Origin of the sequence: Capnocytophaga sp. oral taxon 878, assembly GCF_002999135.1 — a bacterium.
GTDB lineage: Bacteria > Bacteroidota > Bacteroidia > Flavobacteriales > Flavobacteriaceae > Capnocytophaga.
Window position 1 is genome coordinate 1,331,943 of record NZ_CP027229.1, and the last position, 13,709, is coordinate 1,345,651.

A 13,709-nucleotide genomic window follows, 5' to 3' on the forward strand; every position below is an offset into this window, starting at 1 on the left:
TAATAAACTTTTTAAAATAAAAGCAAATATGACTAAAAAATTTTTGACTTTGTGTGTAGGTGCTTTGCTATTGTTTTCATGCGAGCCTAAAAAAGAAGCTTTTAAACTTCAAGAATTAGAAGGTATTGCTGGTACTGTAGAGTATAGAGTAAAATATATTTCAGCAGACACCACCAATCTTAAACATGCCATTGACTCTATAGTAAGAGAGGTAGATAATTCACTTTCTATATACAATCAAGAGTCTATAGTATCAAAAATTAATAGGGGATATGTGCCAACAAAAGCTGATGCGCACTTTAAAGAAGTATACACCGCTGCCCGACAAATATGGAAAGAAAGTGGTGGTATGTATGACCCTACTATAGGAATTTTAGTAAATGTATGGGGATTTGGTCGTGAGCAAATACAACCTATATCTACACTTCCTACTGATAAACTACTGGATAGCTTAAAACAATATGTAGGGTTTGATAAAGTACATATTGGAGAAGATGGTTATGTAAAAAAAGAAAGTCCTGCTGTTCAAGTTGATTTAACTTCGGTAGTGAGAGGCTATACAGCTGACAAAATTGCTGCTTTCTTAAAAGATAAAGACATAAATGATTATGTAGTAAGAGTAGCAGGAGAAATTGTTGTAAATGGTAAAAATATTATTGAAAATAAGCCTTGGCTAACTTCGATAGTAGACCCTTACCAACTTGATGAAAATTATTCTGAGCTCACTTTAAAACTTGACAATGAAGCTATATCTACTGATGAGAGTTTTCGCCGTGTATGGATTGATGGTACAGGAAGACGTTTTGTACACATTATCAACCCTTTTACTGGGAAACCTTTAGAAAGTGAAATGCTAAGTGCTACTGTAGTAACTAAAACAGCACGTGAATCAGACTCATACGCTACTATGTTTATGCTTATTGGAGTTGAGAAAAGTAAGGAGTTTTTATCTAAACATCCTGAAATAAAGGCTTTATTAATTTATAGCGACAAAGATAATAAAGTACAAAGTTATATTACCAAAAACTTAGAACCTCTTTTGGTAGCTGATAATAAGTAAATAGATAACGGTTCATATTTATATGTAATAGAGGCTGCCCGTAATTAATTTATGGGCAGCCTCTTATTTTTTATTATTAATTAATTTTATATGATTGGAATTATAGGAGCTATGGAGCTTGAGATTACTACTCTAAAAGCTGCCATACATAATTGTAAAGAAGTTAAAATAGGGCGTTTTGCCTTTTATGAAGGAACTTTGGATGGTAGTAAAGTAGTAGTACTACTTTCGGGAATTGGTAAGGTAAGTGCTGCTGTAGCTACAACTTTACTTATTGAACACTACCAACCGACTCTAATTATTAATACAGGAACAGCTGGAGGACTAAATGACACCTCTGTTCATGATATTATTTTAGCCACTGAAGTACGCCATCATGATGTAGATGTTACTGCTTTTGGCTATGAAATAGGACAACAAGCGCAAATGCCTCCTGCTTTCATTGCTGATGTACATTGGGCAGGAAAGATAAAGAAAGCTGCAGAAAAGCATGAGAGGAAGTTGCATTACGGGCAAGTAGTAAGCGGAGATTCATTTATTTCGGATCCTGAGCGCTTGCAACAAATAGCACGTACTTTCCCTGAAGCTAAAGCTGTAGAAATGGAAGCTGCCGCTATTGCCCAAACATGTTATCTACTTGGGGTTCCGTTTGTGATGCTTCGTGCTATATCGGATAAGGCTGGAGAAGGCAATGCTATTTCATATAATGAGTTTGTAAATGAAGCTGGAAGAATCTCGGCTGCTATAGTACAAGATTTTGTTGCTACACTACATTAAACTTCCATCAAAAAGGAAAGGAAGGAGATCTTTAATAGAGTCGGTTTGGATAATATTACCTTCGGCACCCATAAAGTAGACTGGTATGAGCTTTTGCTGTTTGGTTTCATATTCTGACAACGATTGCCTACACGAGCCACAAGGTGATACAGGATGAGCTGTAGGAATTTCGGCTGTACCACTAATAGCAATCATCTCAATTTCCTCATCGGGGTATTGGGTAGAGGCCTGATAGATGGCAACCCTTTCGGCACATAATCCTGAAGGATAAGCTGCATTTTCTTGATTAGAACCTATGAATATATGTCCGTTTTTTAGCAATACTGCTGCTCCTACCTTAAAATGAGAGTAAGGTGCATAGGCTTTTTGGCGTGCTGCTATAGCTTCTTTCATTAAGTGAGCTGCTTTTTCGGGAAGCTCGGTGAGGTTTTGATAAATGGTGTAGTGAATATGTAAGTGATGTTCTGCCTTCATAACCAATCTGCTTTTAAGATGGTGCAAAGGTAGTAATATTTTTATTGAAATGCAATATTTTAAACCTATTTTTTAACAAAAAAGAGGCTGCCATATAATTAGGCAGCCTCTTTTTATTTTAATAAGAATTATTTTGAGAGTTCCTCGATATTTTTGAATTTGCCCCAATTTTCATCGGATTGGTAAGCGGCTTTGGAACCTTTAGGAACGTAGAGAGTGACTGTTTTTGTTGAGTTATTCCATACCCCTGCAAAGGATTGGCTATGTACAGTAGGAGGAGTTGCTTTTAGTACTGTAATTTTGGTCAAATCTCGGTTATTCATAAAAGCTCTTTGCCCTATGCTCTTAATTGTAGCAGGGAGGGTAAGCTGGGTAAGCCCTGAGGTAGTAAAAGCTGCATCACCTATTTCTTCGACTTTTGTCATTATTACTTTTGTTAGTTTGGAGGTACCTGCAAAGGCATTTTCGCCTATTTCGGTTACATTATTTAAATCGACAGAGGTGATATCCTTATTATTATAAAACACTTCACTATCAATAGAAGTACCTTTAGAAGGTATTTTGATAGCTCCGGTAGGTGTTGCATCTTCTTTGAGAGTTACTACACCATAATCATCAATTTCAAACAAACTAGTCTCTTCTTCTGCATTTACAGTTACTTTAATTAAAGTGCTTTTATTGCTGCCATCGGTAAGGGTGAGGGTAGCTGTACCAGCTCCTACTCCTTTGATGCGTATAGCTTTGGTTGTTTTGCCTATGATAATGGCTGTCGCTACATTATCATCACTGGAAGTTACAGTATAATCGGGGGTACCAGAAGTGATAGCAACCTCTTCAACCGAAGTACCTTCCAACACTACACTGTGTTTGGCTACTGTTAATTTAGGGCTTGTAATAGTTACATTAATGGTTATTTTCTTGTTTTGACTGTCGGTAAGGGTTATTATTGCGTTACCTGCTTTGACACCTTTAATTCGCACTACTTTAAATTCTTTACCTATTACTTCGGCAGTGGCTACTTGAGGGTTATCGGAAGTTGCTGTATAATTGGGTGTGCCAGAGGTAATTTTAACTTCTTCGGCAGCTGTACCTTCAAGAGTTACAGTGTTTTTGGCTACTGTTAGTTCGGGAGCATTAACTGTTACATTGATAGTAACTTTTTGGTTACTGGCATCGGTGAGGGTAATGGTAGTTGAACCTACAGCTATAGCACGGATACGCACTTTTTCGCCCATACCTATACCTATTATTTCGGCAGTAGCAACTTGATCATTACTGCTGCTTACGGTGTAATTGGGGGTGCCAGAAGTGATTTTTACATCTTCATCGGCAGTGCCTACAATTACTACTTGTGTTTTTTCGACAATTAACTTTGGAGCTGTAACAGTTACCTTAATAGTTTGTTCTTTTTCGGTTTGAGGGTCTTTTACTATTATATCGGTTTGACCTTCGGTAAGGGCTGTAATAGTGAGCAAACTATTACTTACTGTGGCAGTAGCTACAGCTGTTTTCAGAACATTAAGGGTATAATTGCTACCAAAAGTAAGGGTGTAGGTGGCTGTAGTGCCTGTAGTAAGGCTTACCGTTTGGCCAGGAACAATGAGGTTGATAACCTTTACAGCTATTTTGGCTGTTTGGTTTTCGGCATCGGTAAGGGTGAGTAAAGTTTCGCCTTCAGCCTTACCTGTAACGGTAATAGCGTTGCCTTTTAGGGTGGCAGTAGCCTTAGTTTGGTCGGCAGATTTTAGGACATAATTACCATTACCGCTGGTAATAGCAATGGTACTTGTTTCATTAATTTTTACCGTTACTTGGCTTTTATCAACGGTAAGTGTTGCAATTGGCTTATTGTCGTCCTTTTTACAGGCAACAAAGAATAGGGCGACTATTGCCGCCAGATTCACTAACTTTAATTTGAACATAATGATTATTTAATTTAGAATTTTGGGGCAAAATTAGTAGATTTATTCTAAATAGCAAATAAATAAGTGTTTTTTTTTGAGAGAGAAAACAGGCTACATTTATAGGTTACACTTGCTGTTTTTAGGGATTAGTAACTTTTCTGATTTTTGGAAGAAAAATAGAAAAATATTCTATTTTTAATTAGTTTAGCAGAAACTCAGGGTTTGTTATTTGGATTTTTATCCTTCGTTGAAGCTCCAAGGTTCCTCTATGGTAGCTCTAAGATAGCTCTAACAGAAAATTTTTCTGTTAGGAAGAAAGTAAAAAAATATTGCTTATTATTCATTATTTTGTACTTTTGCCGCGTTTTTGAGATATGGTTTATGGAACAGGTTAAGAAATTTAGACTTGATTTTATTGATGTGATTAGAGCTTTTGCTATCTGTATGATGTTGCAAGGGCACTTTGTGGGCAAACTTTTGGCTGCACGTTATCATGATGAGAATAACTTTATTTATTGGCTTTGGCATTATTGCACAGGTATTACTGCGCCTGTGTTCTTTACAGTTTCGGGCTTTATTTTTACTTTTTTGCTGGTAAAAGAGAGCGATCCTACAAAAATAGGGTGGAACAATCCGCGTGTGAAGAAAGGTATAAGACGAGGCTTGATGCTGATAGGAATTGCTTACTTTTTGCGAATGAGCTTTCAGAGTGTGGATGTGTTGCACTGCATTGGCTTATCGTTATTATTACTTATTACAACTTACTTGCTTACCTACCAGCGAAAAGCGTGGGTGATGCCTACTATACTAATTTCGGTTACCCTGCTTGCTTTTACTTTTGAGCCTTTTTATAATAACTTGCCTTTTAATTCATTACCTTTACCTATTGCTAATTATTTAACAAAAGTACACGGTAGTATTTTCCCTATTTTTCCGTGGTTTGGGTATGTATCATTTGGTGGTTTTATGGGGTATTTGTTTCAGTATTACAAGAATTATTCGCACTTATACCGCAATGCGATAGTGATTTTTTTGAGTACTGGGGCTTTCTTCCTTTGGGCTTATCATTACTTGGTAGAGCAATTGTATTACACTACTCATTGGGATTTTGTAGCTACAATGCTAGAAGATTTTACATTCTTGCGCTTGGGTAATGTATTGCTTATTTTTGGCTTCTTTGCCTTGATGCGCAACATAATTACATGGGGGTTACTGAAAAAAATCGGACAAAATACGCTATCAATATATGTGATACACTGCTTTATACTGTATGGTAGTATTACCTCGCACGGGCTGGCACAGCACTTTAGTGGTATGCTGAACCCTTATGGGACTGTAGCAGGAGCTATTGCCTTTATAGCGGTATGTGTATGCTTGTCATTCATCTACAACAAAGTAAAACCTGTTATAAAGGCAGGCATTGGCTTTGTATTGAAAGAAATAAGAGATTTTTTTGTGGAAAGTTATCATTCTATCGTGAAGATATTGGGTGTTAAAAATTACGATTAAAATATGAAGAGATATATTTTTTTATTGGTAGGTATTATGACTTTGAATAATATAGAAGGACAAGAGCTCCTTACCCCTGAAAAGTTATGGGCTTTGCACCGTGTGAATGGGATTGGCATTACTCCTGATGAACAATATGTACTGCTTAGTGTAAGTACACCTAATGTAAAGGACAATTCTTTTAACAAGGAATATTACAAATTGGCAGTAAAAGGAGGGGTGCCTATACCTGTAAGTAAGGAAGAGATAGAACGGCTTACCGCCAAATACAGTCCTAACAAAAAAGAAGGCTTAGTGAAACTTATACATAAAGAAGTAAAAGTAGAGCCTGTATTAGGTAAAGATTTCTATCCTGACTTGGAAAAATCGTCGGGGAGGCTATATAGTAGTTTAGACCACCGCCATTGGGATACGTGGAATGAAGGCAAATACAACCACGTGTTTATAGAAGATGCTGAGGGCAAGCAAAAAGATTTAATGCAAGGGTTATCATTTTACTGTCCGCAAGTGCCCTTTGGTGGTGATGAGGATTATATATGGAGCCCTGATGGAGAGAAGGTACTGTTTGTAACTAAAGCTAAAACAGGAACTGAGTATGTACTGAGCACTAATACTGACATATACGAGTTAGACCTCTCTACGATGAAAAGCAAGAATCTGACAGAGGGAATGATGGGCTATGACACTCACCCCCAATACAGCAAAGAAGGGGTACTAGCATGGCTGAGTATGGAGCATGATGGCAATGAGGCTGATAAGAACGACTTATATATACTAAAAGATAACAAACGCATCAACCTTACTGCTAAGTGGGATAATACTGTATTTAGTTACCGCTGGAGCAAAGATGGTAAACAGATTTACCTGATTGCCCCTACCCAAGGTACTGAACAGCTATTTGTAGTAGATGTTTATGGCAAAGACACTACCCCAAAACAGCTTACTAAGGGAGTATTTGATGTGAGCAGTATAGTAGGACAAAGTGGTAACCTATTGGTGGTAATGCGTAATGATATGAACCACGCTGGTGAATTGTATACCATCAACTTAAGGGAGAAGAAAAAAGGCTTTTTATCACTCACACAGCTTTCGCACTTTAATGATGAAGCCTACAAACAGATAGCCCAATGTGGTATAAAAGAACGTATTATAAAGACTACTGACGGTAAAGATATGCACGCTTGGGTGATTTACCCTCCTGATTTCAATCCTAATAAGAAGTACCCTACCCTACTCTATTGCCAAGGAGGTCCGCAATCTGTAGTAAGTCAGTTTTATAGTTTTAGGTGGAACTTCCAACTAATGGCATCGGAAGGGTATATAGTAATAGCACCTAACAGACGTGGCTTGCCAGGTTTTGGGGTAGAATGGAATGATCAAATTAGTGGGGATTGGGGTGGACAACCTATGCGCGATTACCTATCGGCAATTGATGATATAGCTAAAGAGCCTTATGTGGATAAAGAACGATTGGGAGCTGTAGGGGCTAGCTATGGTGGTTATTCTATCTACTATTTGGCTGGTATTCATCAAAAGAGATTTAAGAGCTTTATTGCCCATTGCGGGGTATTCAACCTAGAAAGTATGTATGGTACTACTGAAGAGCTTTTCTTCAACAATCACGAAATAGGTGGGCCTTATTGGGAAAAAGAGAATACTATTGCACAAAAATCATATAAGGAGTTTAACCCAATAAAGAGGATTACTGAGTGGGATACTCCTATCTTGATTATTCATGGTGGTAAAGATTACCGTGTGCCTGAAGAACAAGGTTTTCAAGCCTTTACTGCAGCACAACTAAGGGGTATTAAGAGTGAGTTTTTATACTTCCCTGATGAGAACCACTGGGTGTTACAGCCTCAAAATGGACTGTTATGGCAGCGCACTTTCTTCAAGTGGCTGAAAGAGACTCTCAAATAGTAAATATAAACAATAAATAAAAAAAGCTGGTTTAACAACCAGCTTTTTTTATTTATTTACTTATTTATTAAAATACGTCGCCTTCTTTGAGTTTTTCGGCATTTTCGGCGAGTTGGAGTTCGTCGATAAGGCGTTGTACATCACCATTGATGACGTTTTGCAGATCATAAAGGGTGAGCCCTATGCGGTGATCGGTTACGCGGCCTTGTGGATAATTATAGGTACGTATTTTGGCTGAACGGTCGCCGCTGGATACCATTGATTTGCGGCGGGCAGAATCGGCTTCCATTTTTTTAGCAAGCTCCATTTCATACAGGCGAGAACGGAGTACTTTGAGGGCTTTTTCGAGGTTTTTGTGTTGAGATTTTTCGTCTTGGCATCGTACCTCGATACCTGTAGGTATGTGCTGTAACTGGATAGCTGAGTAGGTGGTGTTCACTGACTGTCCGCCTGGCCCTGTAGAGGTGGTACGGATGATTTTTACATCGGCCATATCGAGTTCTACATCAAATTCTTCGGCTTCGGGTAGTACCATAACGGTAGCGGCAGAGGTATGTACGCGGCCTTGAGTTTCGGTTTGGGGTACGCGTTGTACGCGGTGTACTCCTGCTTCAAACTTAAGGGTTCCGTATACGTTTTCGCCAGTAACTTCGAATATTATTTCTTTATATCCGCCTGCTGTACCTTCATTGAAGTCCATTACTGAGGTGCTCCATCCTTTATTTTGGCAGTATTTGGTGTACATACGGTAGAGGTCGCCAGCAAAGATAGATGCTTCATCGCCCCCTGTACCGGCGCGTATTTCCATTACTGCGTTTTTGGCATCTTCGGGGTCTTTGGGGATGAGCATAAATTTGATTTCCTCTTCGAGTTGTGGTAGTTTTTCTTTGCATTCTTCGAGTTGAATTTTAGCCATTTCGGTCATTTCGGGGTCGGATCCGTCGGCTATAATTTCTTCAGCTTCGGTGAGGTTACCTGTGAGGTTGATATATTCATCGCGTTTGTCCATCAGTTCTTTAAGGTCTTTATATTCCTTATTGAGTTGGACATAGCGTTTTTGGTCGGCGATGATATCGGGTTGTATAATTAGGTCGGATACCTCGTCGAAGCGTTGTTTTACGATATTGAGTTTATCGAGCATAATTGTTTTAAATTCTTATTTTGAGGGCGCAAAGGTACGAAATATTTTGCAAAAAAGCAAATTTTTGAGGGTGGGGGTCTTAATGCACAAGAGTGGGATGGGATTATATTGGGTGAGATAGTTGGTTCCTACTATCCTTCGTTTATAGTTCGTTTATCCTTCGTTATTCGTTCGTTCAGGCTAAGGGGTGGTTGGGGGGTGTTATAATGAGACAAGAGCAGCATAATGATAGATATAAGGCTGAAAAATGATGTGGGATAGTATGATTTATATGGGTGTTTTTTAGGGTAATATTTTGTGGTTAAAAAAATAATTCGTACATTTGTGCCGAAATTTGGATTGGAATAATAACCTTAAAAATTTATATATTATGGCAAAGACAGCAAATGTAGTATTAGGATTGGCAGTTGGTACTGCTATTGGGGTAGGATTAGGTATTCTTTTTGCCCCAGATAAGGGTAAAAATACTCGTGAGAAGATCAAAGACAGTGTAAGTGAGAAAGCTGATAAGCTAAAAGAGCAATTGGAACGCCTTACGGATAGTGTTCGTGAGAAATCGGCGGAATTAAAGGGTTCATTGGAAGAAAAAGTAGAGACTTTGCTTTCAAAATCGAGTTATAAAGCTGAGGATGTGATTACTTTTTTAGAGAAGAAGTTGGCTGCGCTTAAAGAAGCTAACGCTAAATTACAGAAATAGGGCTTATGTCTGTACTTTCGGTTAAAGAAACTTTTGAGGAAGTTCCTACAAAAGCGAACTCGGCTTTGAACTCGCAAGTGGCTTACTACAAGCTTTTTCTATTTAGGTTTATAGCGAAGTCGTCGTACGGGCTTATTACTCTTTTTGTAGTGGCTTTTGCGGGTTTGTTGATACTTTTTTTCCTATCGCTAGCTGGGGCTTATGCTATAGGCGAGGCCTTGGGAAGCAATGGGTTGGGGTTTGCTATTGTAGGAGCTTTCTATATATTGGTAGCTGTATTGGTGCTTTTATTTCGCAAGCGACTGATAGAGAGACCACTATTGGAAAAGCTTTCTGAAATTTATTTTAAAGAGGAGCCTGATGATGAAGAATAAAATATACCGCTCATTTGAGGAGATTGATACTGATTTAAGGATATTGCGATTAGAGAAGGAGATAGATAGGTTATCACTTACGCAACAGGTATCGGCATCGGTAGAGAGTTTAACTCCTAAGAATCTTTTGGGAGGCACATGGCTGTCGGTTTTATTTAAAGGGAATAGATGGGTGAATGTGCTTTTGGAGTTTGGTTTAGGTTTTCTACTCAGGCGCTTGAGACGATAGTTATTGATATTCAAACTGTTAATTGTTAATTTAATTGTAACTTATTAGTTGAAGCATAGTTTTTTAAAGAGCATAGATTGGATTAGTGTACTGCTTTACCTATTATTGGTAATGTGCGGTTGGGTGGCTATTTTTGCTACTACATATACTGACTTAAATGTGACGTCGGTATTTGATTTGAATCAGTTTTATGGGAAACAAATGCTTTTTATAGGGCTTAGCTTTGTGCTGATAGCTTTTATTTTGGCATTAGACAGTAAGTTCTATATGAACTTTTCGGTAGCCTTTTACATTTTTGCCATAGTACTATTGGCGGGTTTGTTTGTTTTTGGCAAGGAGACTAATGGTGCTAAGGCGTGGTATGCTATTGGGAGTATTACGGTGCAGCCAAGTGAGTTTGCCAAGGTGGCAACTGCCTTGGCTTTTTCGCGTTATGTGAGTGACATACACACAGATGTGCGACGCACACCTCACTTAGTGCGTGCTATAGCTATTGTTATTGTACCTGCGGTGCTTATCCTACTACAGCCTGATGTGGGGAGCTTATTAGTATTCTTCTCTTTGGCTTTTGTACTTTTCCGTGAAGGAATGCCCTCTGCCCTACTCTTCTATTTATTTTTGGCAGCAGTGGTATTTATTTCGGCTTTAAAATTTGGCACTACCTTGACTATTATAGGCTGTGGGGTGCTGATAACCTTATATAGTTTTTGGCATAAGCGGAGTACAAACCGGATTCCGTTTCAGAATATTTTTATCTTATCGGTGTTGTGCTTGGTAACGGCTTTGGCTACGCACCCTGTGTATGAGAATGTACTGAAACAACACCACAGAAACCGCTTGAACTTATGGTTGCGCCTTGAGACTGACCCACAGAAGATTGCAGCTATGAAACGTGATTTTGCATATAATACTAATATGGCAGAATCGGCAATTACATCGGGGGGTACCTTGGGTAAGGGGTTCTTACAGGGCACACGTACTAAAGGAAGTTTCATCCCTGAACAACACACTGACTATATTTTCACTACCATAGGAGAAGAATGGGGCTTTGCAGGAACTGCGGTAGTAGTAGTACTTTTTGCCTTACTCTTACTGCGACTTATAGCACTGGCTGAGCGACAGAAAACTAAGTTTGCAAGGGTGTATGGTTATTGCGTGGTCTCGATACTTTTTGTGCATTTTGCTATTAATATAGGTATGGTTATCAGCTTGATACCTACCATTGGGATTCCGTTACCTTTCTTCAGTTATGGGGGCTCGGGATTATGGGCTTTCACTATATTACTATTTATATTTTTAAAATTAGATGCAGCAAGTAAATATTAAACTCTTCTTTTTTATAATAGCTTTGTTTTCGGTAACAATGGCTATGGGACAAAAGGATAAGAAAACATCCTTTAACTATATAGAATACGCTGAAAAACGCATTGGAAAGTACGATGCTAAAGAGGTAGGCTATATAAAACCTTTGTTTGATAAAGCTAAGGGAATAAACAAAAGAGTACTACCTCAAGCTAATATACTTTTTGACGAGATTTTTACAAACTTCAAACATAAGATAAACAGTGAAAAGGACTCTCTTTTTATGATTCATAAATGTATTGAGTTTATGGAGGAAAAGGAGTATTTTAAGCTTCTAAAAAAGCTGGAGGACCTTTATGAATTACAAGATATTATTGATGAAATAAAGTCTGAAAAGGAATAATACTACTATGACGGAACTTTACCAAGAGAGACTGCAAGCTGCCACCATACGTTATGAGCAGCTGAATAAACAATATAACCAACTGGCTTTTGTACGGTTTCTTACTATTATGGGGACTATTAGTCCGTTATACAAGGCTTTTAAGGAAGGGTCTTGGCTTATGGGAGCTATTTCGGTAGCTTTTTTTATTATTTTTCTTCTTCTGATAGTAAAGCACAAGAAAATAGCCCTACAACGTACTATTGCGCAGACTAAAATGCGCATTAATGAACAGGAGATTGCTTTTTTAGAGCGACAAATATATCCTGCGGATAATGGTTCTTCTTTTCAGCAGGAAAATCACCCTTATGCTTATGATTTGGATGTACTGGGAGAGCGCTCGGTGTATCATTACTTGAATCGTACTCATACTTTTTTGGGGAGAAAGCTTCTGGCAGAGAAACTACTTTGCACAAACTATACTGCTGAGGAGATTAAACATACCCAAGGGCAAATAAAAGCTTTGACCCCTGAAATAGCTTGGCGGCAGACTTTTATGGCATACGCCCAACAGATAGATGATACTGAAGACTTCTACACTAAACTACAGCAGTGGGCTAAAGCACCTGTAAAACATATTGGCAAGGAAGTAGTATGGTGGATAGTTGCATCGCCGATATTACTGCTTACAAGCCTTATCATAGGTTATGGATGGAGTAATGAGGTGGTAAAAAGTATTTCTAACCTACTTATTTCGGCTAATTTGCTTACTTTCTTCTTCTTTATAGGAAAAATTAGTAAAGAGAAACTCGGTTTTGAGCGTACTTATAATATGTTACACGCTTTTAAGGAGTGTATTACCCAAGTGGAAATGCATTTTGGTGATAAAAACACCCAAGCAAGTAGTAAAATAGCACGATTATCGGGGTTATTGGACGATATGGATAATGTGAGTAACATATTGGTATCGGTACCGCTGAACCTTTTTACTTTTTACCACGTACACCAATACCGAAAACTACTGCAATGGAAAGCGCAATATGGGGCACAGATTGAGGAATGGCTGATGCTGGTGGCTGAGACAGAGGTGCTGTGTAGTTTTGCTAACTTTGGGTATAATAATCCTGATTTTGTATTCCCGACACTGAATAATGAGTATAGAATTGTGCTGGAGGAGGTAGGGCATCCGCTTATACCTTCGGGGCAGTGTGTGAGGAATAGTATTAGGCTTGATGAGGAGAGTTTTGTGCTGCTTACAGGCTCAAATATGTCGGGGAAGAGTACTTTTTTGCGTACTATAGGGGTAAATATGCTGCTTACACTAATGGGATTGCCTGTTTGTGCTAAGAAAGCAGATGTACACCCTTTGAGATTGCTGGTTTCGATGCGATTATCGGACTCATTGAGTGATGGGAAGTCGTATTTTTTTGCTGAAATAAATAGAATGCAACAAATAATACACACTTTGGAGCAAGAACGCTGCTTGGTGCTACTTGATGAGGTGCTAAGGGGTACGAACTCGGATGATAAACAACATGGTACTATTAAAATTATTGAGCGACTGCTATCGTTACGGGCTTTGGGTGTATTGGCAACTCACGATATTGAGGTGTGCAAGCTGGCAGAAAAGTACCCTAAGGCGCTGAAAAACAAATGTTTTGAATCGGAGATAAAGAATGATGAGCTTACTTTTGACTATAAACTGAGAGAGGGTGTTTGTAAGAATAAAAATGCTACTTTTTTGATGAAAAAACTGAAAATAATTAATAGTTAGCAACAAGGATATACTATTTTTTTCAGACGAAAATAGAAAATATACTGCTTTTGAGGCTTTAAAAGATGCCTTAAAAGCAGTTTTTTTATGCTTATTTTTTGCTTATCGATAGGGAGAACTGGGGGTGAGGGTTGGGGGTGTATCCTTGGGTGATTTATCAAGAGGA

At 38.4% G+C, this 13,709-nt stretch carries 13 protein-coding genes; 10 read left to right on the top strand and 3 right to left on the bottom strand.

The genetic code is table 11. The annotated features are described in order from the left end of the window. The first annotated feature begins 28 nt into the window (after positions 1-28). Positions 29-1,060, top strand: a complete 1,032-nt coding sequence (locus C4H12_RS06250; protein ID WP_106098144.1) for an FAD:protein FMN transferase — start codon at positions 29-31, stop codon at positions 1,058-1,060. A 90-nt stretch (positions 1,061-1,150) separates the two neighbouring features. After that, on the top strand, positions 1,151-1,837 hold the full coding sequence (locus C4H12_RS06255; protein WP_106098145.1) for a 5'-methylthioadenosine/adenosylhomocysteine nucleosidase: 687 nt from the start codon (positions 1,151-1,153) through the stop codon (positions 1,835-1,837). On the opposite strand, the gene cdd is transcribed toward C4H12_RS06255, so the two are convergent. Together cdd and C4H12_RS06265 are read right to left on the bottom strand one after the other, a co-directional pair. After that, positions 1,829-2,311 carry a cytidine deaminase gene (gene cdd / locus C4H12_RS06260; RefSeq protein ID WP_106098146.1) on the bottom strand — a complete coding sequence of 161 codons (483 nt, stop codon included), beginning with the start codon at positions 2,309-2,311 and terminating at the stop codon, positions 1,829-1,831. The genes C4H12_RS06255 and cdd overlap by 9 nt on opposite strands. Positions 2,312-2,439: 128 nt before the next feature. Beyond that, positions 2,440-4,233 (bottom strand): leucine-rich repeat domain-containing protein, encoded by a 1,794-nt coding sequence (locus tag C4H12_RS06265; RefSeq protein ID WP_106098147.1) that lies wholly within the window; start codon positions 4,231-4,233, stop codon positions 2,440-2,442. 363 nt (positions 4,234-4,596) lie between these two features. Between C4H12_RS06265 and C4H12_RS06270 the strand changes: the two genes are divergently transcribed. Both C4H12_RS06270 and C4H12_RS06275 read left to right on the top strand, forming a co-directional pair. After that, positions 4,597-5,724 (top strand): heparan-alpha-glucosaminide N-acetyltransferase domain-containing protein, encoded by a 1,128-nt coding sequence (locus tag C4H12_RS06270; protein ID WP_106098148.1) that lies wholly within the window; start codon positions 4,597-4,599, stop codon positions 5,722-5,724. Positions 5,725-5,727: 3 nt separating this feature from the next. Beyond that, positions 5,728-7,644 (top strand): S9 family peptidase, encoded by a 1,917-nt coding sequence (locus tag C4H12_RS06275; protein WP_106098149.1) that lies wholly within the window; start codon positions 5,728-5,730, stop codon positions 7,642-7,644. Positions 7,645-7,711: 67 nt separating this feature from the next. On the opposite strand, the gene prfA is transcribed toward C4H12_RS06275, so the two are convergent. Further along, positions 7,712-8,785 carry a peptide chain release factor 1 gene (gene prfA, locus C4H12_RS06280; RefSeq protein ID WP_106098150.1) on the bottom strand — a complete coding sequence of 358 codons (1,074 nt, stop codon included), beginning with the start codon at positions 8,783-8,785 and terminating at the stop codon, positions 7,712-7,714. 370 nt (positions 8,786-9,155) lie between these two features. On the opposite strand from prfA, the gene C4H12_RS06285 reads away from it, so the two are divergent. From C4H12_RS06285 to C4H12_RS06310, 6 genes are read left to right on the top strand one after another with little or no spacing between them, the layout of a single operon-like run. After that, entirely contained in the window at positions 9,156-9,482 is a 327-nt protein-coding gene (locus C4H12_RS06285; protein WP_106098151.1) for a YtxH domain-containing protein, read from the top strand. 5 nt (positions 9,483-9,487) lie between these two features. After that, positions 9,488-9,856, top strand: coding sequence for a hypothetical protein (locus C4H12_RS06290; RefSeq protein ID WP_106098152.1), 369 nt, complete (start codon positions 9,488-9,490; stop codon positions 9,854-9,856). Continuing rightward, positions 9,843-10,085 (top strand): DUF6327 family protein, encoded by a 243-nt coding sequence (locus tag C4H12_RS06295; RefSeq protein WP_106098153.1) that lies wholly within the window; start codon positions 9,843-9,845, stop codon positions 10,083-10,085. The genes C4H12_RS06290 and C4H12_RS06295 overlap by 14 nt, the downstream gene beginning before the upstream one ends. Positions 10,086-10,133: 48 nt before the next feature. Next, positions 10,134-11,411, top strand: a complete 1,278-nt coding sequence (gene rodA, locus C4H12_RS06300) for a rod shape-determining protein RodA (RefSeq protein WP_106098154.1) — start codon at positions 10,134-10,136, stop codon at positions 11,409-11,411. Further along, entirely contained in the window at positions 11,392-11,790 is a 399-nt protein-coding gene (locus C4H12_RS06305) for a hypothetical protein (protein WP_106098155.1), read from the top strand. The genes rodA and C4H12_RS06305 overlap by 20 nt, the downstream gene beginning before the upstream one ends. A gap of 7 nt (positions 11,791-11,797) precedes the next feature. Further along, entirely contained in the window at positions 11,798-13,543 is a 1,746-nt protein-coding gene (locus C4H12_RS06310; protein WP_106098156.1) for a DNA mismatch repair protein, read from the top strand. Positions 13,544-13,709 lie beyond the last annotated feature (166 nt).

Excerpts from the sequence above, each read along its gene's own strand:
- C4H12_RS06250 (WP_106098144.1), top strand. The coding sequence starts at position 29 with ATGACTAAAAAATTTTTGACTTTGTGTGTAGGTGCTTTGCTATTGTTT.
- C4H12_RS06255 (WP_106098145.1), top strand. The coding sequence starts at position 1,151 with ATGATTGGAATTATAGGAGCTATGGAGCTTGAGATTACTACTCTAAAA.
- cdd (WP_106098146.1), bottom strand. The coding sequence starts at position 2,311 with ATGAAGGCAGAACATCACTTACATATTCACTACACCATTTATCAAAAC.
- C4H12_RS06265 (WP_106098147.1), bottom strand. The coding sequence starts at position 4,233 with ATGTTCAAATTAAAGTTAGTGAATCTGGCGGCAATAGTCGCCCTATTC.
- C4H12_RS06270 (WP_106098148.1), top strand. The coding sequence starts at position 4,597 with ATGGAACAGGTTAAGAAATTTAGACTTGATTTTATTGATGTGATTAGA.
- C4H12_RS06275 (WP_106098149.1), top strand. The coding sequence starts at position 5,728 with ATGAAGAGATATATTTTTTTATTGGTAGGTATTATGACTTTGAATAAT.
- prfA (WP_106098150.1), bottom strand. The coding sequence starts at position 8,785 with ATGCTCGATAAACTCAATATCGTAAAACAACGCTTCGACGAGGTATCC.
- C4H12_RS06285 (WP_106098151.1), top strand. The coding sequence starts at position 9,156 with ATGGCAAAGACAGCAAATGTAGTATTAGGATTGGCAGTTGGTACTGCT.
- C4H12_RS06290 (WP_106098152.1), top strand. The coding sequence starts at position 9,488 with ATGTCTGTACTTTCGGTTAAAGAAACTTTTGAGGAAGTTCCTACAAAA.
- C4H12_RS06295 (WP_106098153.1), top strand. The coding sequence starts at position 9,843 with ATGATGAAGAATAAAATATACCGCTCATTTGAGGAGATTGATACTGAT.
- C4H12_RS06305 (WP_106098155.1), top strand. The coding sequence starts at position 11,392 with ATGCAGCAAGTAAATATTAAACTCTTCTTTTTTATAATAGCTTTGTTT.
- C4H12_RS06310 (WP_106098156.1), top strand. The coding sequence starts at position 11,798 with ATGACGGAACTTTACCAAGAGAGACTGCAAGCTGCCACCATACGTTAT.